Here is a 19,875-nt window from a genome sequence, read left to right as displayed (position 1 = left end):
CTAAAATCATCTAGAAAATGTTAATTATTTTTTTATTTTGGCTCAGCCAGCAAGCGTGGATACCCTGCCTTTGGTACGCATTGTGCTCGTTGAACCCCAAGGGGAGATCAATGTCGGCAGCATTGCCCGGGTGATGAAAAATATGGGGTTACAGCAGTTGTGGATTGTCAGTCCCCGCTGTGATCCCAAGGGAGAGCTAGCCCGTCGCTGGGCGGTTCATGCAGAGGATGTGCTCCAGCAAGCCAGAATGACGGACTCCCTCGCAACGGCACTGGCGGATTGTCAGCGGGTCTTTGCCACGGTGGGGCGAGATGTGGCGGATTTGGCGTTACCTCTGTGGACACCGCGTCAGGCGGCACCGCAACTGTTGGCTGTCCCGCAGTCGGCACTGGTCTTTGGTCGCGAGGATCGGGGACTCACGAATGCAGAATTGGAGTGTGCCCATGGTTTGGTGCAGATTCCTACGGCTAATGCTTATCCATCTTTGAATCTGGCGCAAGCTGTTGCCGTATGCTGCTATGAGTTGTGGTTGACGGCCTGCGACAGCGCGGGAACTTTTTCCCAAGGGTCTGCCGTCCCCTTTGAGCAGTTGCAGGGGTTTTATGACCATTTAGAGCAGGTGCTGCTCCAGATTGGTTTTTTGTATCCCCATACCGCTGCTAGTCGTATGGCCAAGGTGCGATCGCTCCTCGGGCGCGCCTACCCCACGGCTGCTGAAGTAGCGCTGTTGCGGGGCATACTGCGTCAGGTGGAGTGGGCGATTCAGCACGCAGCCACGATTGCTTCGGACACCTTCCCTCTACAGTAAATGGCATGGTTGCTCAGTCGCGTTCAATGGTTCCGTCCTCTACTCTTTCCTCACTGTCTCGTCCAGCACCGCTTCCTAGCCCAACGCCTCCCCGTCCCAATTTGTTCTTAATGACTTTTCGCTTTGGCGTCAGTGTGGTTGCCCTTGCCACCATAGTCGGCACACTGCTGTCGGTGTTGCAGCCTGAAAAACTGTCCCTAGAGACCACGGCCAGTCAGGCGATCGCCCCCGAAGCACCAATCCCCAACTTGCCCCCAGAACGTCCCCTGACAAACCTGCAACAGCAAATTCAGCAATTAGTGAGCCGTCAACCCAATCTGGCCGCGGGGCTGTACTTTTTTAACCTCGACTCCGGGGCATCTCTGAATGTAGGCGGCGATGCGGTCTTTCCAGCGGCCTCTACGATTAAATTTCCCATCCTTGTTGCCTTTTTCAAGGCGGTGGATGAGGGACGAGTCACGCTCCATGAACGCCTGACGATGCGCCCCGATCTGATTGCTTCTGAGGCGGGCACATTGCAATACCAAAAGCCGAATTCCCAGTACCCCGCCCTTGAGGTGGCCGATTTAATGATTACCATTAGCGACAACACGGCAACGAATATGATTATTGATCGCCTTGGGGGCGCCGCCGTGCTCAACCAACAGTTTCAGGAATGGGGCTTAGAAAATACGGTGATCAACAATCTGCTACCGGATATGAAGGGCACCAACACCACTAGCCCCCGCGACTTGGCAACGCTGATGCTGAAAATTGGTCAGGGGGAAATTGTCTCCCCCCGTAGTCGCGATCGTCTGCTGGACATTATGCGGCGCACGGTCACTAATACCCTCTTGCCCGCTGGTCTTGGCAAAGGGGCCACCATTGCCCACAAAACTGGCGATATTGGTATTGTGGTGGGAGATGCGGGCATGGTGGATATGCCCAATGGCCAACGCTATGTGGCAGCAATGATGGTGAAACGCCCCTACAATGATCCCCGAGGTAGTGAACTCATTCGCCAAGTCTCGCGCATGGCCTACCAAGCCTTCGAGAAACTTCCCCCTCCTCAGCCCTAGATGTCGCAGCCACTCCTGACCTTAGAGAATGTGTGCCGCTACTTTGGCGGCCTCAAGGCGGTTGATCGCGTGTCCTTTAGCGTGGCAACGGGGGAGATTTTTGGCATTATTGGCCCCAATGGCGCTGGTAAAACCACCCTTTTTAACCTGCTGACGGGGTTAATTCCTCTCACCTCAGGAGAAATTCAGTTTCAGCAGCAGCCCCTGCACCTGCTTAAGCCCCACCAGATTGCTGGGTTGGGCATTGCTCGCACCTTTCAAAATATTCGCCTCTTTCCAGAGATGAGTGTTTGGGAGAATGTGCGCATGGGACAGCATCTCCATGCCCCTGCCAGTTTTTGGGCAAACCTCTGGGGAGCAGCCCCTGTACGGTATGCTCAGGAGCGCTTGGAAAACCGCGCCAAGGAACTTCTCTACTGGGTGAATCTCTATGAGCGGCGCCACGAGCGGGCAGGCAACTTACCCTATGGTGAACAACGCCGCCTTGAACTGGCGCGTGCCTTGGCACTGCAACCCCGCCTGCTTTTGTTAGATGAACCCGCTGCGGGTATGAACCCCAAGGAAAAGCAAGACCTCTGTGAGTTAATTCGCCGCCTCAAGGAGACCTTTGACCTGACGGTGATTCTCATTGAGCACCATGTGCCCTTGGTGATGAGTTTGTGCGATCGCTTGGCAGTATTGGACTTTGGTCAACTCATTGCTCTGGGCGATCCCCTGACGGTTAAAAATGATCCCAAGGTGATTGAGGCCTATCTTGGCGGTGATGTTTAGAGCTACAGATCGCTACTTCCAAGGACGCACGGCAATTCTTGCCACCAAGCATGGCAAAGAGCAGGCGATCGCTCCGGTGCTGGCTCGCTTAGGGGTAACGGTAGTTGTGGCCTCAGATTTTGATAGCGATCGCTTTGGGACGTTTAGCCGTGAAATTCCCCGCTGTGGCACCCAAGAAGAGGCGGCTCTCGCCAAGGCAGAAGCAGTGCTGGCACAAACGGACGCAGACTTAGTGGTTGCCAGTGAGGGGAGCTTTGGCCCCCATCCGCAATTTCCGATGCTTCCGAGCGATCGCGAACTCATCCTGCTTGTGGATCGCCGCCATGACCTTGTCTTGCGGGGGGAAGTGCTCTCCCTAGAAACGAACTTTAACCATGCCACCGTGAGCAATCTTGAAGAGGCCTTGGCCTTTGCCGAGCGGGTGGGCTTTCCAGAACATGGTTTGATTGCGATGGCGCAGGCGGATCCTCTACCCAATACGCCAATTTTCAAAGGAATTCAAAGCGAGGAACAGTTGCAAAGGGCGATCGCCACCCTGCAAACCGATCGCCCCACCATTCACCTTGAAACCGATATGCGGGCCCACATGAACCCGACGCGCATGCAGGTGATTGCTCAAGCGGCTGCTGACCTCGTTCAAGCAATGGCTCAGGGCTGTCCTCAGTGTGGTTGGCCGGGGTTTGTGGCTCGTGAGAAACTGCCGGGGCTACCCTGTGAACGGTGTGGCGCACCCACCAGCGCCATCAAAGCCAGCTGTTACCACTGTCAACGCTGTTTGCACCAACTCACAGTACCGGTTCCTGAAACCGTTGCCGATCCCAGTCAATGCTACTTCTGCAACCCCTAGGCAACGACAAAGACTTGGTATAATCCCTTGTACAGCCCTCGGCACCGATTGAGCCATCCTATCGTCTGCATTCCTAGCGCATGTTTTGAGGAGTGACCCATGACACCTCGCTATCTAACCAGTCTTGCCCTTGCTGCACTTACTCTCAATCTCGGGAGTATGGCGCTTGCCCAGACTGCAAACACGAATAACCCAATGGAAGGCTGGCAACAAAACGGCAATGCCAATGATTTGGGAAGCATTCTTAATCCCCAGAATGGCAACTTTTCCGTGCCCGGACTGATGAATCGCCTGCGTTTGATGGATGGTCGCGATCCCAACGAAGTAGTGGCGGATCAAATGGAAAATCTTAATGCTGAAGCAGAGGCCTTTCGCAAACGACAGCAGCAACAATTTCAAAATCTAACGGTTACCCCCTAGGACGGGGATGGTATGTCCCCAAGGGTATTGATTTTGGGCTTAGGTCATTGGGGACAAACACTGGCATACCTATTTGAGCAACAGGGCTGCACGGTCTCCTGCTGGGGGCGATCGCAGGGGGCACTCTCGGCTGTTCTTTTTCAAGACATTCATTTACTGGTTTCGGCTCTCCCCATCAAAGCCGTACGGGAAGTGGCTGCCCAAGTCGCCGCCCTTCAACCCCCCTTAGAAATGATCCTTGTCAGTGCTACCAAGGGTTTAGAAGCAGAAACCTTTGCCACAGCGGCGGATATTTGGCAAACCTACTGCCCGCATCACGATCTTGTGGTGCTTTCAGGACCCAACCTAGCCAGTGAAATTCAGCAGGGATTACCGGCAGCGGCAGTGGTGGGGGGCAACCTAGCAGCAACCAAGCAAGTGCAGGACTGTTTGGGCAGTACCACCTTTCGCCTCTATAGCAATGAGGATCGGCGGGGTGTGGAAATGGGGGGCATCTTCAAAAATGTGATTGCGATCGCCTGTGGCGTCAATGATGGTCTGGGTCTGGGCGTCAATGCCCGCTCTGCCCTGATTACCCGAGGACTGGTGGAAATGGTGCGGGTGGGTACCCACTGGGGCGGACAAGTGGAAACCTTCTACGGCCTTTCAGGGTTAGGAGATCTCCTCGCCACCTGTACCAGCGCCCTGAGTCGCAACTATCAAGTGGGGTGGCATCTTGCCCACGGTAAGTCCCTCTCCCAAGCCCTAGCGCTGACCAAGGGGACGGCTGAAGGGGTGAACACTGCTCGCGTGCTCTGCACCTATGCCCAGCAGCACCAGTTAGATATCCCGATTACGGCGATGGTGAATGCCGTTCTTAGTGGCCATCTCACTCCCCAAGCTGCCCTCAACTGTCTTTTGGAGCGTCCCTTCAAGCCGGAGATTATTCCTAGTCAGTAGCTTCAGTCCTTGGCTGTGAACTTGCCTGGGGTGCCGGCAGCGCCGCAGGAGCCGTTTCACTGACGGGAATGGCCACAGGGGGACGGTCAAGACTGAGCATCAAGCCGACTGCCGTTGGCTCAATCGGTAGGGGAGATACCTCTGGCTCAATGCCAGCAGGACTGGTGATAGCTACAGGCAGACTGGGGAAGGGATTGGGAATTAGACCCGTCAGGATTGCCACGAAGGATGCCGCTAGGGTTGCTCCCGCACTCCCTAAGACCCAAATACGACGGGGGCGATGGGCCTTAGCAATCACTTGAGCGGCCAAACGATCCGCTGGACAGGGGGTCAAGGGTACGGGCAGTTCTTGCATCTGCTGCTTGAGGGTCAGGAGTCGCTGATAGAGGCGTTGGCCTTCGGGGTCAGTGGCCAGCCATGCTTCCACCTGTTGCCGTTCTGCAGCCGTCACTTCACCATCGAGGTAGGCGCTCAGGAGTTCAAAGGTATCGCGTTTGCAGTGATCAAGTTCGTCCATCATAGGGGTCTGTCCTTGCAGGAAAAGGGTAGGGGTGATTCGCATCAGGTTGAAGGGAGATCGAGGTGGGGTTGGAGTTCTAGTTGGAGTCGCTGTCGGGCACGGGCGATTCGCGATTTCACGGTTCCGAGGGAAACCCCAGTGATTTGGGCAATTTCTTCGTAGGAGAGGCCTTCAATTTCCCGCAGAACAATCGTTGTCCGAAAGGTTTCCGGTAGGTTGGCGATCGCCCGCCGTAATTGATCATAGAATTCATCCGTACGCAACCGGTCATCGGGACTGGCATCACTGGCGGCAAGTTCCCAGCTCATTTCACCCTCTTGGGTTTTCAGGGGTGCATCCAGCGACAGGGGCGGTTGATGGCGTTTGCGTTTGCGCAACTCATCGTAAAACAAGTTGGTGGCAATGCGGCTGAGCCAACCCCGAAATTTGCTGGCGTCTTGCAGTTTGTGAATGTTGCGATAGACCCGAATCCAGACTTCTTGCACAAGGTCGGCGCGATCGTCCCAGTCGGGCGCGAGGTGATAGATAATTCGCTCCACATGGGATTGGTATCGCCGCAACAATTCAGTAAAGGCAGCGCGATCTGGGGTTCTGCCGGCTTGACAGCGGACAACCAACTCTTGGGGTGTAAGTTTTGTCAGCGGCAGCGTCACCCGAGCACTGGTCTCCTCAACACGCGTCCAAGCAAGGGGAAGACTGGATGTCATGGATACAATCGACCTCAGACCAATCGCTTTTCATGACGCCCTTGCCCCCATGATGTTCCATAATCCGTTATAGCTTGGCAAGGACACTGCCATGCATCCTGTCTTGGCTGCGAGTCTGTTAATGTTCCCTTAACGTTGGTGAATTTAGATTAAACTTTTTATTGTAGCGGCGATCGTTCTTTGGACGCGCTACGCAAACACTCAACGCGCGGCTCAATGTAACCCCTTATCACCGCCCCTCACCACCATGCTCTGGATCCGCATTGCCAGTGGACTTGTCGCGATCGCTCTCGCGCTGCTAATGACCTTTCTAGGCGGTTGGTATTTTTGTCTGGGCATTGGGGCACTGATTTATCTGGGTCAACTGGAATACTTTGAATTAGCCCGTGCCAAAGGGAGTGCGCCGGCGGCTAAAACCACCCTCGTGGTGAGTCAAGTGCTCCTCATCACCTCACTGCTGCGTCCAGACCTTGCGGATGCTGTCTTTCCCGTCGCAGGTACCTTCATTTGCTTCTACTTGCTATTTCAACCCAAGCTGGCCTCGATCGCCGACATTTCCACCTCAATCATGGGGCTGTTTTACGGCGGCTATTTGCCAAGCTATTGGGTGCGCTTGCGGGGATTGGAGCAACAGGCAACATTACCTTTGGGAGGATTTTGGCCAGAGCAGTTTCAACTCACCGCTTTGCCCTTGGGGTTGCAGGTAACCCTCTTGGCCTTTGTCTGTATTTGGGCGGCAGATATTGGTGCCTATGCTGTTGGTAAGCTCTTTGGCCGGACACGGCTTTCCCACATCAGTCCCAAGAAAACCGTAGAAGGGGCAGTGTTTGGCGTTTTAGGGAGTTTAGGCGTCGCCCTTTGGGGAGCACATTCCCTCGGCTGGCCACTCCCTTGGCTTTTGGGTGCAATGTTTGGCCTCATGATTGGCATTGCCAGTCTATTGGGGGACTTAACGGAGTCAATGATGAAACGGGATGCCGGCGTCAAAGATTCTGGCCAGTTGATTCCCGGGCATGGCGGCATTTTGGATCGCGCCGATAGCTATGTTTTTACGGCACCCCTTGTGTTTTACTTTGTGACGTTACTATTGCCCCTGTGTCAATGAGTTTCTTGCCATTCAATCTACCAAAATTCGCCGCAGTGCTCCGTCTATACCGCAAAGCGGTTAGGTAGTGGTGAGGCGGCGGGCGACCATAGGGAGCAGTCACTCAATCTCAGCTTGTTGCTGGATATATTGAGCTAGCACCGAACATCGGGTGCGACTGATAGCTATAGTCCACTCATGATCACCCTGACGTACGAGTACAGGCTAAAACTAACCCAGCAGCAGGCCAAGCAGATCGACTACGATCTAGAGGTGTGTCGCCAAGTTTGGAATGATGCGCTGAGGGAACGCAAAGACTGGATTGCTTCGCGCAAATGTCCAGTCAATGCCTGCTCTGTGCATAGCGAGTACATCATCTCAGCGGATGCCCCTTACCCCAGCTTCAACGTGCAGTGCCAACGATTAACCCAAGCAAAGCAGACCAACCCTGATTTAGCGTCGGTTAACACCCAAGCATTGCAGCAAGTCTTGAAGCGGGTGGTTGGCCTCGATGTTGGTCTGGAATACTTTCTCTCCACCTCGGACGGACTTCAACTAGCACGGCCTAGGTTTTTCGTAGAGATGCTGTGAACGGGGAATCTCCTGCTATACGCCTAGCGTTAGCGGGATGAGCGTCAATGAGAACGGGGCTCAGCCTGTCCAGAGGTACTTGATCGTCCGCCTAAAGATCAGGAAAGACAACCCGCACATCGGGATGGACTAAATGGTGCTGCTTGACCACTAGACCCTTGGCAAGGGCAGGGGAGAGTTCGAGGGCGCGATCGCCATGATCGGCGAGGCAAAGAATATAGGGCAAGGTGCTATTCGTCAGGGCTTGGGTGGCTGTCCAAGGCACGGCTCCCGGCATATTCGGCACGCCATAGTGAACCACACCAAAGGCGGTATAGGTGGGGTTGGAATGGGTAGTGGGTCGCAGCGTTTCCACACAGCCCCCTTGATCCACGGCCACATCAATGATCACTGCTCCGGGGCGCATCGTTTGCACAAGGGACTTGGGCACCAAACAGGGAGGACGCTGACCCGGCACAAGGACAGCACCAATCACTAAGTCCGCTTGGGGCAATAGCTCAGCAATGAGGTGAGAACTGCTGTAGAGGTACTCCACCCGGGCGCCAAAGAGGGTTTCTAGGTACTTGAGACGCTCGACATTAATATCGAGAATGCTCACCTGTGCCCCCAAACCCACAGCCATCCGCGCCGCTTCTGTGCCGACGACACCGCCCCCTAAAATGACAACCCGCCCCGGCCGCACCCCCGGAATGCCACTGAGGAGCACTCCCCGCCCCCCTTGGGTACGCTCTAGGAAGCGGGCACCAAACTGCACTGCCAAGCGACCGGCAATCATGCTCATGGGGGTTAGCAGCGGGAAGCTGCGTTGGTGATGCGTTTCTTCAACACTTTCGTAGGCGATCGCGGTAATCCCCGATTCCAACAGAGCCACCGTCAGCTCCCGACTAGCGGCAAGGTGCAAGTAGGTAAAGAGCAGTTGGCCAGAACGCAAATAGCGATACTCCGAGGGCAAGGGTTCCTTGACTTTGACCACCAGTTGGGCATCCCACGCGGCTTGAGCCGTGGACACAATTTGGGCACCTGCGGCAACATAGGCCTCATCGAGAAAGCCTGAACCCACCCCCGCGCCACTTTCAATGAGAACCTCATGGCCGCGCTCCCGCAGACTTTGTACCCCCGCTGGCGTCAGACCGACGCGGAATTCTTGATCCTTCATTTCTTTGGGGACACCGATACGCATGGCCAATCTATTCTCCGAGGTCTAGAAATTGATAACTACCAAAGACTTTCAACACATCTGTAGCGTCCTTAAGCGCCAGCAGACAATCAGCCACCACATCAGGGCGACCATTCACCTCTAGGTCAACAAAGAAGAGATAATCCCCCAAAGCACGTTTGCTGGGGCGCGATTCAATGCGGCTGAGGTTAATCTGGCGATCGCTAAAGAGTTGCAGCACCTTGAGCAGGGCACCGGGGGCATTGGCCTTCAGGCTAAAGGCAATGGAAGTGTGGGTATCCCCCGGCTGGGGCCAGCCATCCCCCTGTTGGCGACTCACCACCCAAAACCGCGTGCAATTGTCGGGAATATCCTGAATTTCGGTGGCGACAATGGGTAGTTGATGGAGTTGGGCGGCTCGTACGGAGGCGATCGCCCCCACCCGATCGGATTGAGCCACGTATTGCAGCCCTTCGGCGGTGGAGGTCACCGGACATTGGCGCGCATGGGGAAGATGGGCTTGTAACCAGCGCTGGCACTGCCCGAGAGCTTGGGGATGGGAATAGACCGCTTGAATTTGGGCGAAATCTGTGGTTTGGGCAATGAAGGCATGGACAATGGGGCGGATAAAGGCGTACTGAATGTGCAGCGTATCCAGTCGCCACAGCGAATCAAGGGTAATGTTGACACTGCCCTCAACCGAGTTTTCACTGGGCACCAGCGCTAAATCTAATTCTCCTACCGCCAATGCCTCCAGACAGCCGGCGATCGTGATCATCGGCACAAGGCAAAGGCATACTCCCTGTTGTTGCTGCCATTGGGCATAGCTTTGGGCAGCTTCTTCGCTGTAGGTGCCCACTGGGCCAAGGTAACCCAGCTTCACCATAGATGGACTTCAATACAGAGGCAGAAAAGAGTCAAGGGCACGTCCCCAGGGGGCATTTCTCAAGATCATAAAAAATGATTAATGAATGAGTTAGACGTAAGCCGGGTTCTGTTCAAAGGGTGGTTATCTATCTGGGACACTTGTTACCAAGTGCCTCTAGCGGCTCTGGCTAGCAAAGAACTGGGGAAAAGACCAACCCTGGTTCCTTAGCGCTAGCACACCTTGCTTCCAGCCGGGGTTTACCGAGCCAACACCTCTCGATGTTGCTGGTGCGCTCTTACCGCACCGTTGCACCCTTGCCTGTGAGGTTTCCCTCCATCGGCGGTATATTTCTGTGGCACTATCCTCGCGGTCACCCGCACTGGGCGTTACCCAGCAAGCTTGGTCTTTTGGAAGCCCGGACTTTCCTCAGGAGTGAGAGACTCCCGCAACCACCGCGCTAACTCATTCAGTTTTATTGTACTAGGGGTGCTTGGGCAATACTCCCTAGACCAACGGCAGATAATACGGCGACCCATTCACTGCGGGCTAGGTTCCGTGTGGCTTCATTCCCTTGCAGCTCGGCCAAAATCGCCAAGGTTTCGTACCAAAGACCCGCATCAACTGCTGCCCCAAGGCGATCGCCCCCACTCTTGCCCTGAAGTTGCTTTGCCAAATCCGTTGCCGGCTGCACCCGCGAAATCACGCCACTGACAGAGATAAAGGCGGAGGGATCATCGGCATCAGCACCACACAGTAGGGTAAAGGTCCAGCGGTAGTCTTGGCCGGGTTGGAGTTGCACATTGGGCTTCAGTGCCAGAATCCCCGGTTCAGCGGGTAGATCCACCACCATTGTTGCTAGGGGACGATGCTCAGCATCAGCAATCACCACTTCCCCCTGCGTGGCTTTGCTCTTGGGCACAAAAACAAAGAGGGTTGGTGTCGCCACAGCCGTTTGGCCAAGGTGGGTATCAGGGAGTAAGGCGGTTAAACGTTCACTGCCGCTAACACAGGCTCCACGGGTTGCCCCCCCAAAGCGACTACCGGGAACACCACGGTTCGGCAGATTCGCCCGCAGCCGCGCCACAAGACTGGAAGGCTGACTCACCACAGGGGTCGTTCCCTGCGCAAGGCTGAGAGAACCAAGGGGCAACAGAAAGAGGGTCACCGCAGGTACAAGGGCAAGGTAGGAACGCATGGCCAAACTCCTAAGAAGAATGGCTCTACCCTAGCCCTAAGGAGTCGGCCTTGGCAGTGAACTCGCTTACCGTTGGGGTGTGATTGCGATCGCTTGTTTTAGGCAGTGGCACTGGCCAACTGACGCAAAATCTTGAGCGCCTCATCTACGTGGGCTTTGAAGTTGAGCATAGAGTCAAAAACGTAGCGCACCACACCCTCTTGATCAATGACATAGGTGACCCGCCCCGGAAAGAGACCAAAGAGCGAAGAGGCACCATACTGCTGGCGAACCTTGTTGCCGGGATCACTGAGGACGAGAAAGGGGAGTTGGTGATTTTTCTGGAAGCCCTGCTGCCGCTCCACGGGGTCGCCACTAATGCCAATCACTTCAGCACCCAGTTCTTGGAAAACACTGTAGGCATCGCGAAAGGCACAGGCTTGAATCGTGCAGCCGGGGGTTTCTGAGGCGGGGTAAAAGTAGAGGACAACGTTCTTTTTGCCACGAAAGTCGGAGAGCTTCACCTTGCGGCCATCGGCAGCCGTGAGTTCAAAGTCAGGGGCGCGATCGCCCACTTGAATTGCTGTGGCCATACTCTCGCTAATTGCCTCCCAACCACTTTTGGCCATTCAGGCGCTGCATCACCCCAAAGACTAGGAGATCAAGCGTTACTTTACGCTCATCCCCCAAAAATGGCTCAATGGTGCTGGGGGTAATGCCACCGCTGCTACAGACAAAAGCCTTCGGCCCTTGGATATCCCCCTCTAGGAAGTAGAGGCGAAACTGATACATTCCCTTGCCCCACTCACCCATCACGGTATTCTCCTCTAGGCGCAGACTCACATCCCCCACTTTGGCGCTGAGGGCGTTCTGGAGAGCAGGCAAAAAAGCCTCATTAATAAACTCAGCAAAGGGTTTATCCTCAATGGCGGGGGGCTTTTCTTTTTTGGGGGCTTGGGTGGGCGTCTCTTCTGCCATAGCGCTGCTACACGGTACCATTTCCTCTGCATGATAGCACTCTCCCTTGCAGGCAACGGCCATGGGGCAATTAGAATTACGACGCCCAACGATCAAGGATTTAGATAGCATCGTTCAACTGGATCAGGTGTGTCTGGGGGGCTTTTGGTCGCACCAGGGCTATGCCCGTGAGTTGGAGAATCCGCAACATACGCTGCTGGTGGTGGCCACCCTTGATCAAGTGTGGGGCTGTGGCGTGAGCTGGGGGATTGCCGATGAATTGCACCTTGTGTTGCTGATGGTGCATCCGCAGTACCGGCGGCAGGGGTTAGCGGGGTTACTGCTGTGTCGGCTCTTGCAACTGGGGCATCAAGGGGGCGATCGCCAGTGGGCAACTTTGGAAGTACGCGCCAGCAATGCAGCCGCCCAACGACTCTATCAGCACTTTGGCTTTGAACTGGTCGGACGGCGTCCCCACTACTACGAGAACCCCCCAGAGGATGCCCTGATTCTTTGGCGCAATCACCTCAATACTCCCGAAATGGGGCAGGAACTTGAGCAGCACTGGCAGCACTGGCGATCGCGGGTTGAGGCGCAAGGTTGGTTGCTCAGCGATCGCACTGAGAGAACCTAGGGGTGACATATTGCGCTTTGTTACGGTGCTTTCCCCGACCCTTGGGCTGGCGAACGATAATGAAAGGGACACCTTTGGGAGACCTGTCTCATGAACTTGCTGGAACAGTTGCGACAAATGACAGTTGTGGTCGCTGATACGGGAGACATCCTCGCCATTGAAAAATTCACCCCCCGCGATGCCACCACGAATCCCTCGTTGATTACGGCTGCTGCCCAAATGAAGGAGTACCAGCCCATTGTCGATGAAACCCTGCGCAAAGCCAAAGCTGATTTGGGGTCTGGTGCTACTCCCCGTGAGATTGTCTCCCTTGCTGTGGATCGCTTGGCGGTGGCCTTTGGCTTGAAAATTTTGCAAATTATCCCCGGTCGGGTCTCAACGGAAGTAGATGCGCGGCTCTCCTACGATACAGAAGCTACAGTGCAAAAGGCGCGGGAGTTGATTGGCCAATACGAAGCCGCAGGTGTGGGGCGCGATCGCGTGCTGATTAAAATTGCCTCGACTTGGGAAGGCATTCGTGCAGCCGAAATTCTCGAAAAAGAGGGCATTCACTGCAATTTAACCCTGCTGTTTGGCTTCCATCAGGCGATCGCCTGCGCTGAGGCGGGTGTGACATTGATTTCCCCCTTTGTTGGGCGCATTCTCGACTGGTACAAGAAAAAAACAGGTCGTGCCGAGTATCCGGGGCCTGAGGATCCAGGGGTGATTTCCGTCACCAAAATCTACAACTACTACAAGAAATTCGGCTATCCTACCGAAGTGATGGGCGCTAGCTTCCGCAACATTGGCGAAATCATTGAACTGGCCGGCTGCGATTTGCTCACCATTTCCCCGGCCTTGCTCCAAGAGCTACAAAATACCAGTGGCGAGCTAAAACGCAAGTTGGATCCGGCGATCGCTGCCACCCTTGACATTGAAAAAGTCGCTATGGATGAAGCCACCTTCCGCAGGATGCACGCGGCTGATGAGATGGCCAGTGAAAAACTGGATGAGGGCATTAAGGGCTTCACCAAGGCACTGGAGACCCTTGAGGATCTCTTGACGCAGCGACTGGCCCGCCTTGAAGGGGCGGAAACCCTCACCCATGCAGCAGAAGAACTCTTCCATGTCTATGACCTCGATGGCGATGGCATTATTACCCGCGAAGAGTGGCTGGGAACGGATGCAGTGTTTGATGCCCTCGATGCCAACCACGATGGTAAGGTCACGCCAGAGGATATGGGCGCGGGTCTGGGCGTTGTGCTGCATTTGGCTAAGGCGAAATAGAGAGCTAACTCGGCAGGCTTGCATCGGCATCCCCTGTGCGTCACAGTGGAAGAAGTGTTCATGGCTGATGCACCAACGATGTCTGATACTTCTCCCTCCTTTCAGCAATTCCTCAGGGATTGTGAGCAATTGGGGCTACTGCGCCTTGTGGTTACAAACGAAACTGCCGTTCTGGAGGTGCGATCGCCCCTCACCAAGGTCTTCTATGCCGAACTGCCCAAGGGGCGCTATGCCAATATGCACACGGAGGACTTTGAGTTTCACCTGAATATGGATCAGGTGGCCAAAGTTCGCTTCGAGGAGGGGCAAGCCAAGCGGGGCAACTTTCCCACCTACGCCATTCGCTTTCTCGATGCCAATGAGAAATCCGTCCTCAGCGCCTTTTTGCAATGGGGCAAACCCGGTGAATACGCCGCAGGTCAAGTAGCAGCTTGGCACGCCCTGCGGGAACGCTACGGTACAGAGTGGCAACCCATGGTGGCAGCCCTTGAGGCAAAAGCGTCCAGCGCAACCCATGGATAGGCATCTATGAGAGTCGTTGTAACCGGTGCTACTGGATTTGTCGGGCAGCAGGTCGTCAGCGCCCTGAGCGATCGCGGCGATCACGTGGTTGCCTTAGTACGCTCCTCGGCGAAAGCCGCCAAACAATTCGCTGGCATGACCCATGTTGAATGGGTGGGCTATACCCCCAAAGCCGCCGGGGACTGGTTTGCTGCCCTTGAGGGGGCGGATGCAGTAATTAACTTGGCAGGAGAACCCCTTGCCAATGGTCGCTGGACAGCGCAGCGCAAACAGGAGATCTACGATAGCCGGGTTGTCGGCACACAGCAGTTGGTGCAGGCGATCGCCCAATGTCAACAGCGCCCGCAGGTATTGGTCTCCACCTCTGCCATTGGCTACTACGGCACTAGCGATACAGAAATGTTTGTCGAAACCCATGCAGCGGGAAATGATTTTCTGGCCAAGGTCTGTGTGGACTGGGAAGCGGCTGCCCAAGGGGTAACGGATTTAGGGGTGCGGTTCGTAATTCTGCGTTTTGGCATTGTCCTCGGCGAGCAGGGGGCACTGGCCAAGCTCCTATTGCCCTTTCAGTTATATCTAGGGGGGCCCCTTGGCTCGGGTCAGCAGTGGTTTTCGTGGATCCATCAGCAGGACTTAGTGCGCCTGATTCTAGCCGCAGTGGATCAAGCGGGAATGCAGGGGGTTTACAATGCCACCGCCCCAGAGCCACTGACGATGGCGGACTTTTGCCGGGTATTAGGAGAGGTGATGCAGCGCCCCTCTTGGTTGCCTGTGCCTGCCCCAGTTCTCCAATTGCTGCTTGGGGAAGGAGCTGATGTGGTGCTCAAGGGGCAGCGGGTCTTGCCGGAGCGAACGCTGGCTACGGGATTTCAATTTGACTACCCCAACGCCAAGGCAGCTCTCACCAACCTCCTAAAACCACGATATACTGATGGTTCCCGCTAGTTTGGTGCAAGATGGTGGAATTGACCCCCGCAGCCATTCAAGAGTTGGAACGTCTCCAAGCCCATGGCGTCAGTCGAGGCCAAGCAGCCATTCTGCGGATTCAGGTGCAACCCAGTGAGTGCAGTGACTGGCGCTACGATCTTGCCCTTGTGGCCGAACCCGAGCCGACGGATGTGCTCACCCAGTCCCAAGGCTGGACGATCGCGATCGCGGCGGAAGCGGCTGAGATGTTGCGGGGCTTGCGGGTGGATTACATCGAAGACTTAATGGGGGGCGCTTTTCGCTTCCACAATCCCAATGCCAGTCAAACCTGTGGCTGTGGCATGGCCTTTCGGGTGAGCGGATCGTAGGTTTCAGAAATCACTATGGGCAATACGTTTGGGCATCTCTTTCGCGTCACCACCTTTGGTGAATCCCACGGGGGCGGTGTGGGGGTGGTTGTGGATGGCTGCCCTCCCCGATTGGAACTGTCAGAAGCGGATATTCAAAAGGAACTGGATCGCCGCCGCCCCGGCCAAAGTCGTCTCACGACCCCTCGCCAAGAGAGCGATCGCTGTGAAATTCTCTCCGGGGTCTTTGAGGGCAAAACCCTCGGCACGCCCATTGCGATTCTGGTGCGCAACAAGGACACTCGCCCCGAAGATTATGCCGAAATGGCACAGGTCTATCGTCCCTCCCATGCAGATGCTACCTATGACGGCAAATATGGGATTCGCAACTGGCAAGGGGGTGGGCGTTCCTCGGCACGGGAAACCATTGGGCGTGTGGCCGCGGGGGCGATCGCCCGCAAAATTCTGGCTCAAGTCGCGGGTACCGAAATCATTGCCTACGTCAAGCGGGTCAAGGACATTGAAGCCATTGTTGATCCTGATACCGTGGCAGCGGCTGCCGTTGAGGCGAATATCATGCGCTGTCCCGATGCCACCACCGCAGAAAAGATGATTGCCCTTGTGGATGAGGTGCGGCGGCAAGCCAACTCCATTGGCGGTGTCATTGAGTGCGTGGTTCGCAATGTGCCTGTCGGCCTAGGCTCCCCCGTCTTTGACAAACTAGAAGCAGATCTTGCCAAGGGGGTGATGTCGCTGCCCGCCAGTAAGGGCTTTGAAATTGGTTCTGGCTTTGCCGGTACCCTGCTCACGGGTCAAGAGCACAATGACGAGTTCTATACCGATGAACAGGGGCGCATTCGCACCCGCACCAATCGTTCTGGGGGGGTTCAGGGGGGCATCTCCAATGGCGAAAACATTATTTTGCGGGTAGCTTTTAAGCCCACCGCCACCATTGGCCAAGCCCAGAAAACCGTGAACCAAGCAGGTGAAGAAACCATTCTAGCGGCAAAAGGACGGCATGATCCCTGTGTGTTACCGCGAGCGGTGCCGATGGTCGAGGCAATGGTAGCTCTCGTTCTCTGTGACCATCTGCTCCGGGATCATGCCCAGTGTCATCTGCTGTTTAGCGACTGCGATTGAGGGCAATCAGTAACCGCAGGATAAAGATAAACAGGTTGATGTAGGTCAAGTACATCGAAAGGGCAGCAGAGAGGTACTGATCATCGCGGTAGGTACGGGGCAGCACAAAGAAGTCCACCACCGCAGCCCCCACAAAGAGCACGACACCAATGCCAGAAATCGCAATTTCCAGAAACGTGGGTGTAAAGACACCAAAGAAGCTGAAGACTAACTGGAGAACGAGCACCACCAGCAGGGCAATAATCCCCAGTTGTACCGTTTTGGCAAGGGCAAAGCCATCGCGTTCCGACAGATTGGAACCAATGGGACTAGCGGCCATAAACGTGATGCCACAGCCGCCAGCGGCAATGATGATCCCCATAATGCCCACGGTGCTGAGGGCAAGGGCAATCAATCCAGAGAGCGTATAACCCGACAGCAAACTGTAGGTGGCCAACAGGGGTAGGGCTAGCCCATTGTTCCCTTTGCGAGCGGCTCCCTGCGCCACAAAAAAGAGGACAAGTTCAGCAATAATGGCCACAATAAACGTGGGCATGAAGAGTTGGGGCGCAGCAGCAAGCACGCCCAGACCACCCCAGCTACCCACCGCCGTCAGGACGAGGCCACCACCGACAAAGGGCAGGGCATTGCGAATCACATTGGGACCGACGATCGCGCTACTACGCGCCTCGCGAATCGCCTCTTGAAAATTACTGGTACTACTCACGGGAATCCTCCAAGGGTGGTGAATAGACAACATGGCCAGATGGCATAGTTCTATTGTGCCAAAATTCCCAAGGGCACCTAGCTGGCAACAACCACGGAGACCTCTGGTGGCGGGGCGGTTATCTCTAATGGCGGATAGAATTGGGTCAAGACACTCAAGGATAGATGCTCCACCGTTGGGTAGTATCCCAGCCATTGACTGGCTAACTGGGCAAATTGTTCGGGTATCCCACTGACATAAAAGTGCACTTGGCCTTGGGGGCAAGGAGTCGCTAAATTCATGGCTTCTAGTTTGCGCACTGTTGCACGGGCAACGGCATGGGCAGGATCAAGGTGATGAACCGTTGCGGGCAAATACTGCTCAATCACAGGGCGCAGGTGGGGGTAATGGGTGCAACCATAAATGAGGGTATCGGGGTCAAATTGAACTAGGGGGTTTAGGGTCTGACAAACAATGCGGTGGACGCGATCGCCCTCTAGGCAATTGCTTTCCACAAGGGGGACAAACTCAGGGCAAGCCACTTGAGCGATCGCCACTGTGGGTGAGAGTTCCTGAAGTGCCCGTGCATAGGCACCGCTTTTAACCGTTGCGGGGGTAGCAATGACACCAATGCGCTTTCCCAGCGTGACCGCCATCTTGGCAGCGGGGACAATCAAGCCAAGGATCGGAAAGGGAAACTCACTGCGAACCTGTGCCAAGGCAAGGGCTGAACTAGTATTGCAGGCCATTACCGCCATCTTGACGCCTTGGGAATGCATCCACGTCAAAATCTCCCGCACATATTGCAGGATTTCACTGCGGCGGCGAGTTCCATAGGGCAACCGTGCTGTATCCCCAAAGTAGAGAAACGATTCTTGGGGTAAAAGGCGTTGGAGTGCCTGTAAAACCGTTAGGCCCCCCACCCCACTGTCAAACACGCCAATCGCTCCCAGAGGATTTAGCCCTAGGGATGTCTTGTGCCAGTTGTCCACTCGAACCTCGACCTCACACCAACAAAAATGACATTGCCCCGTTCAGCAAGAGAGCAACCACAGCCAATCTACCGCCCTTTTCACCGGGATGAAACACGCTCCAAACCGTGAGAGCCACAATACATCCCCTCTATGGACGCTAGGTCTGAGAAAAGGGCTGTAGTGCCACTCTAGCAGGTTTTGCCAAGAACCGAATAATTGACGCCAAGACCGAACATCGGGTGCTATACATTGAATCACAGAGCACCTGTGGCTGTAAGTTTCGTCACCCCCTACTGGGGAATTATGGTGTGAGGATAGGAAAAACAATGCTCAGTCAGGAACAGCTCACCAGTTCCCATGAGTGTGAGCGCGCGTGGATTGAAATTGATTTAGCGGCCTTGGCAGCCAATACCCAACATCTTCGCCAATGGCTGGCACCAACAACGGAACTTTTAGCCGTGGTGAAAGCAGATGCCTATGGTCATGGTGCCCTCACGGTGGCACAGACGGTTTTAGCCCACGGTGCAACTTGGCTAGGGGTGGCAACAATTCCCGAAGGGATTGCCCTACGGCAGGCGGGGATTACAGCGCCAATTTTGGTCTTGGGATCCGTCAATTTGCCCGTGCAGGTGCAGATGATGGCCGAGTGGCAGCTTCAGCCCACCCTCTCTACACCCAAGCAAGCCTTGATTTTCTCCGACTACGCCGATCATCTGCGGGAACCCCTTGATGTCCATTTGATGATTGATACGGGCATGTCTCGCTTGGGCTGTCCGTGGCAGGATGCCGTGGGTTTTGTGCAGTTTGTGCAGCGGTTACCCAACCTCCGCATCCAAGGGATTTATTCCCACTTTGCCAGTGCCGATGACCCTGACCCCAGTTTGATGCACCAGCAGCAGGCCTATTTTGAGCAGGTGTGTCAAGAACTTGCTCCCCTTGGGTTGGGATCGGTGCGGCGTCACATGGCCAATTCAGCCGCCACCTTGGCCAATCGCAGTAGCCACTATGACATGGTGCGGATTGGTTTGAGTCTCTACGGTGTGTATCCTGCCCCCCATTTACGGGAGGTGGTGCCGCTGCGACCAGTCATGCAAGTGCGATCGCGCATTACCCTATTGAAAGAGATTCCCGCCCATACGGGCATTAGCTATGGCCACCAATTCATTGCCCCCAAGCCGATGAAAATTGCCGTTGTTGGCATTGGCTACGCCGATGGGGTGCCCCGCCTTCTTTCCAACAAGCTTGAAGTCTTGGTTCAAGGAAAACGGGTGCGCCAAGTGGGAGCCATTACGATGGATCAACTGATGATTGATGTCAGTGACATTGATGGCCTTCAGGAGGGGGATGTGGTGACCCTTCTTGGCGAAGATGGCGGGGACTGCCTAACCGTAGAAACTTGGGCGGATACCCTAGGCACAATTACTTGGGAAATTCTCTGCGGTTTCAAGAACCGCTTGCCGCGTATTCCTGTCTCCTGAAT

Annotated in this window: 24 protein-coding genes and 1 other RNA gene; 15 read left to right on the top strand and 10 right to left on the bottom strand. The window is 55.3% G+C overall.

Annotated elements, in window-relative coordinates:
• Window positions 1-37 precede the first annotated feature (37 nt).
• The 6 genes from M0646_RS04045 to M0646_RS04020 all read left to right on the top strand — a co-directional run bounded on the left by M0646_RS04045 (window position 38) and on the right by M0646_RS04020 (window position 4,843).
• On the top strand, window positions 38-808 hold the full coding sequence (locus tag M0646_RS04045) for an RNA methyltransferase (protein ID WP_286626698.1): 771 nt from the start codon (window positions 38-40) through the stop codon (window positions 806-808).
• A gap of 26 nt (window positions 809-834) precedes the next feature.
• Window positions 835-1,866 (top strand): serine hydrolase, encoded by a 1,032-nt coding sequence (locus M0646_RS04040; RefSeq protein WP_286649898.1) that lies wholly within the window; start codon window positions 835-837, stop codon window positions 1,864-1,866.
• Complete coding sequence (locus M0646_RS04035; RefSeq protein ID WP_286626696.1) at window positions 1,867-2,637, top strand: ABC transporter ATP-binding protein; 771 nt, start codon at window positions 1,867-1,869, stop codon at window positions 2,635-2,637. It abuts the gene before it with no gap.
• Window positions 2,630-3,484 (top strand): DUF6671 family protein, encoded by an 855-nt coding sequence (locus tag M0646_RS04030; RefSeq protein WP_286626695.1) that lies wholly within the window; start codon window positions 2,630-2,632, stop codon window positions 3,482-3,484. The genes M0646_RS04035 and M0646_RS04030 overlap by 8 nt, the downstream gene beginning before the upstream one ends.
• Window positions 3,485-3,583: 99 nt before the next feature.
• Complete coding sequence (locus tag M0646_RS04025) at window positions 3,584-3,904, top strand: hypothetical protein (RefSeq protein WP_149818381.1); 321 nt, start codon at window positions 3,584-3,586, stop codon at window positions 3,902-3,904.
• 12 nt (window positions 3,905-3,916) lie between these two features.
• Window positions 3,917-4,843: an NAD(P)H-dependent glycerol-3-phosphate dehydrogenase gene (locus M0646_RS04020; protein WP_286626693.1), complete on the top strand. Its 927-nt coding sequence runs from the start codon at window positions 3,917-3,919 to the stop codon at window positions 4,841-4,843.
• Here the strand turns inward: M0646_RS04020 and M0646_RS04015 are convergent.
• The gene (locus M0646_RS04015) at window positions 4,833-5,363 is read right to left on the bottom strand and encodes an anti-sigma factor (RefSeq protein WP_286626692.1); all 531 of its coding nucleotides are present in this window, start codon (window positions 5,361-5,363) and stop codon (window positions 4,833-4,835) included. The two genes, M0646_RS04020 and M0646_RS04015, sit on opposite strands and share 11 nt — an antisense overlap.
• Before the next feature lie 41 nt (window positions 5,364-5,404).
• The gene (locus M0646_RS04010) at window positions 5,405-6,070 is read right to left on the bottom strand and encodes a sigma-70 family RNA polymerase sigma factor (protein WP_149818375.1); all 666 of its coding nucleotides are present in this window, start codon (window positions 6,068-6,070) and stop codon (window positions 5,405-5,407) included.
• 247 nt (window positions 6,071-6,317) lie between these two features.
• Here M0646_RS04010 and M0646_RS04005 point away from each other — a divergent pair, with 247 nt between their 5' ends.
• Both M0646_RS04005 and M0646_RS04000 read left to right on the top strand, forming a co-directional pair.
• The gene (locus M0646_RS04005) at window positions 6,318-7,175 is read left to right on the top strand and encodes a phosphatidate cytidylyltransferase (RefSeq protein WP_149821646.1); all 858 of its coding nucleotides are present in this window, start codon (window positions 6,318-6,320) and stop codon (window positions 7,173-7,175) included.
• Window positions 7,176-7,352: 177 nt separating this feature from the next.
• Window positions 7,353-7,745, top strand: a complete 393-nt coding sequence (locus M0646_RS04000) for a helix-turn-helix domain-containing protein (RefSeq protein ID WP_286626691.1) — start codon at window positions 7,353-7,355, stop codon at window positions 7,743-7,745.
• A 91-nt stretch (window positions 7,746-7,836) separates the two neighbouring features.
• Here the strand turns inward: M0646_RS04000 and ald are convergent, their stop codons facing one another.
• The 6 genes from ald to M0646_RS03970 form a co-directional block, all read right to left on the bottom strand.
• On the bottom strand, window positions 7,837-8,925 hold the full coding sequence (gene ald, locus M0646_RS03995) for an alanine dehydrogenase (protein ID WP_149818373.1): 1,089 nt from the start codon (window positions 8,923-8,925) through the stop codon (window positions 7,837-7,839).
• A gap of 7 nt (window positions 8,926-8,932) precedes the next feature.
• A complete protein-coding gene (gene pheA, locus M0646_RS03990; protein ID WP_149818371.1) occupies window positions 8,933-9,787 on the bottom strand; it encodes a prephenate dehydratase in 855 nt (284 codons plus the stop codon).
• Between the two features lie 82 nt (window positions 9,788-9,869).
• Window positions 9,870-10,234: RNase P RNA component class A (gene rnpB, locus M0646_RS03985), an RNA gene on the bottom strand.
• A 7-nt stretch (window positions 10,235-10,241) separates the two neighbouring features.
• Complete coding sequence (locus tag M0646_RS03980; protein WP_149818368.1) at window positions 10,242-10,964, bottom strand: DUF928 domain-containing protein; 723 nt, start codon at window positions 10,962-10,964, stop codon at window positions 10,242-10,244.
• Window positions 10,965-11,062: 98 nt separating this feature from the next.
• Entirely contained in the window at window positions 11,063-11,572 is a 510-nt protein-coding gene (locus tag M0646_RS03975; RefSeq protein WP_225901532.1) for a peroxiredoxin, read from the bottom strand.
• Window positions 11,544-11,921: a DUF2996 domain-containing protein gene (locus M0646_RS03970; protein WP_226972003.1), complete on the bottom strand. Its 378-nt coding sequence runs from the start codon at window positions 11,919-11,921 to the stop codon at window positions 11,544-11,546. Before M0646_RS03970 ends, M0646_RS03975 begins: the two co-directional genes overlap by 29 nt.
• A 61-nt stretch (window positions 11,922-11,982) precedes the next feature.
• On the opposite strand from M0646_RS03970, the gene rimI reads away from it, so the two are divergent.
• From rimI to aroC, 6 genes are all read left to right on the top strand, one after another.
• Window positions 11,983-12,534, top strand: coding sequence for a ribosomal protein S18-alanine N-acetyltransferase (gene rimI / locus M0646_RS03965; RefSeq protein ID WP_286626690.1), 552 nt, complete (start codon window positions 11,983-11,985; stop codon window positions 12,532-12,534).
• Between the two features lie 90 nt (window positions 12,535-12,624).
• A complete protein-coding gene (locus M0646_RS03960; protein ID WP_149818361.1) occupies window positions 12,625-13,800 on the top strand; it encodes a transaldolase in 1,176 nt (391 codons plus the stop codon).
• 60 nt (window positions 13,801-13,860) lie between these two features.
• Window positions 13,861-14,322, top strand: a complete 462-nt coding sequence (locus M0646_RS03955; RefSeq protein WP_286649897.1) for a ChuX/HutX family heme-like substrate-binding protein — start codon at window positions 13,861-13,863, stop codon at window positions 14,320-14,322.
• Window positions 14,323-14,328: 6 nt separating this feature from the next.
• Complete coding sequence (locus M0646_RS03950; RefSeq protein WP_286649896.1) at window positions 14,329-15,267, top strand: TIGR01777 family oxidoreductase; 939 nt, start codon at window positions 14,329-14,331, stop codon at window positions 15,265-15,267.
• An 11-nt stretch (window positions 15,268-15,278) separates the two neighbouring features.
• Window positions 15,279-15,617: an iron-sulfur cluster assembly accessory protein gene (locus M0646_RS03945; RefSeq protein WP_286626684.1), complete on the top strand. Its 339-nt coding sequence runs from the start codon at window positions 15,279-15,281 to the stop codon at window positions 15,615-15,617.
• A 15-nt stretch (window positions 15,618-15,632) separates the two neighbouring features.
• Window positions 15,633-16,736: a chorismate synthase gene (gene aroC / locus M0646_RS03940; protein ID WP_286649895.1), complete on the top strand. Its 1,104-nt coding sequence runs from the start codon at window positions 15,633-15,635 to the stop codon at window positions 16,734-16,736.
• On the opposite strand, the gene M0646_RS03935 is transcribed toward aroC, so the two are convergent.
• Complete coding sequence (locus M0646_RS03935) at window positions 16,720-17,442, bottom strand: Bax inhibitor-1 family protein (protein WP_190278207.1); 723 nt, start codon at window positions 17,440-17,442, stop codon at window positions 16,720-16,722. The genes aroC and M0646_RS03935 overlap by 17 nt on opposite strands.
• Before the next feature lie 77 nt (window positions 17,443-17,519).
• Complete coding sequence (gene murI / locus M0646_RS03930) at window positions 17,520-18,413, bottom strand: glutamate racemase (protein WP_149818353.1); 894 nt, start codon at window positions 18,411-18,413, stop codon at window positions 17,520-17,522.
• A 308-nt stretch (window positions 18,414-18,721) separates the two neighbouring features.
• Here murI and alr point away from each other — a divergent pair, with 308 nt between their 5' ends.
• Window positions 18,722-19,873: an alanine racemase gene (gene alr, locus M0646_RS03925; RefSeq protein WP_149818352.1), complete on the top strand. Its 1,152-nt coding sequence runs from the start codon at window positions 18,722-18,724 to the stop codon at window positions 19,871-19,873.
• The last annotated feature ends 2 nt before the right edge of the window (window positions 19,874-19,875 follow it).

Source organism: Thermosynechococcus sp. B3 (assembly GCF_030323045.1).
Lineage (GTDB): Bacteria > Cyanobacteriota > Cyanobacteriia > Thermosynechococcales > Thermosynechococcaceae > Thermosynechococcus.
Note: the sequence above shows the minus strand (reverse complement) of the source record. Positions and strands in the feature narration are given on the sequence as shown.

Coding starts and splice junctions, on each gene's coding strand:
- rimI (WP_286626690.1), top strand. CDS start 11,983: ATGGGGCAATTAGAATTACGACGCCCAACGATCAAGGATTTAGATAGC.
- M0646_RS03975 (WP_225901532.1), bottom strand. CDS start 11,572: ATGGCCAAAAGTGGTTGGGAGGCAATTAGCGAGAGTATGGCCACAGCA.
- M0646_RS03955 (WP_286649897.1), top strand. CDS start 13,861: ATGGCTGATGCACCAACGATGTCTGATACTTCTCCCTCCTTTCAGCAA.
- M0646_RS04035 (WP_286626696.1), top strand. CDS start 1,867: ATGTCGCAGCCACTCCTGACCTTAGAGAATGTGTGCCGCTACTTTGGC.
- M0646_RS03945 (WP_286626684.1), top strand. CDS start 15,279: ATGGTGGAATTGACCCCCGCAGCCATTCAAGAGTTGGAACGTCTCCAA.
- M0646_RS04000 (WP_286626691.1), top strand. CDS start 7,353: ATGATCACCCTGACGTACGAGTACAGGCTAAAACTAACCCAGCAGCAG.
- M0646_RS03980 (WP_149818368.1), bottom strand. CDS start 10,964: ATGCGTTCCTACCTTGCCCTTGTACCTGCGGTGACCCTCTTTCTGTTG.
- M0646_RS04005 (WP_149821646.1), top strand. CDS start 6,318: ATGCTCTGGATCCGCATTGCCAGTGGACTTGTCGCGATCGCTCTCGCG.
- pheA (WP_149818371.1), bottom strand. CDS start 9,787: ATGGTGAAGCTGGGTTACCTTGGCCCAGTGGGCACCTACAGCGAAGAA.
- M0646_RS04020 (WP_286626693.1), top strand. CDS start 3,917: ATGTCCCCAAGGGTATTGATTTTGGGCTTAGGTCATTGGGGACAAACA.
- M0646_RS04010 (WP_149818375.1), bottom strand. CDS start 6,070: ATGACATCCAGTCTTCCCCTTGCTTGGACGCGTGTTGAGGAGACCAGT.
- alr (WP_149818352.1), top strand. CDS start 18,722: ATGCTCAGTCAGGAACAGCTCACCAGTTCCCATGAGTGTGAGCGCGCG.
- M0646_RS03970 (WP_226972003.1), bottom strand. CDS start 11,921: ATGGCAGAAGAGACGCCCACCCAAGCCCCCAAAAAAGAAAAGCCCCCC.
- ald (WP_149818373.1), bottom strand. CDS start 8,925: ATGCGTATCGGTGTCCCCAAAGAAATGAAGGATCAAGAATTCCGCGTC.
- M0646_RS04030 (WP_286626695.1), top strand. CDS start 2,630: ATGTTTAGAGCTACAGATCGCTACTTCCAAGGACGCACGGCAATTCTT.
- M0646_RS04025 (WP_149818381.1), top strand. CDS start 3,584: ATGACACCTCGCTATCTAACCAGTCTTGCCCTTGCTGCACTTACTCTC.
- M0646_RS03960 (WP_149818361.1), top strand. CDS start 12,625: ATGAACTTGCTGGAACAGTTGCGACAAATGACAGTTGTGGTCGCTGAT.
- aroC (WP_286649895.1), top strand. CDS start 15,633: ATGGGCAATACGTTTGGGCATCTCTTTCGCGTCACCACCTTTGGTGAA.
- M0646_RS04015 (WP_286626692.1), bottom strand. CDS start 5,363: ATGATGGACGAACTTGATCACTGCAAACGCGATACCTTTGAACTCCTG.
- M0646_RS04040 (WP_286649898.1), top strand. CDS start 835: ATGGTTCCGTCCTCTACTCTTTCCTCACTGTCTCGTCCAGCACCGCTT.
- M0646_RS03950 (WP_286649896.1), top strand. CDS start 14,329: ATGAGAGTCGTTGTAACCGGTGCTACTGGATTTGTCGGGCAGCAGGTC.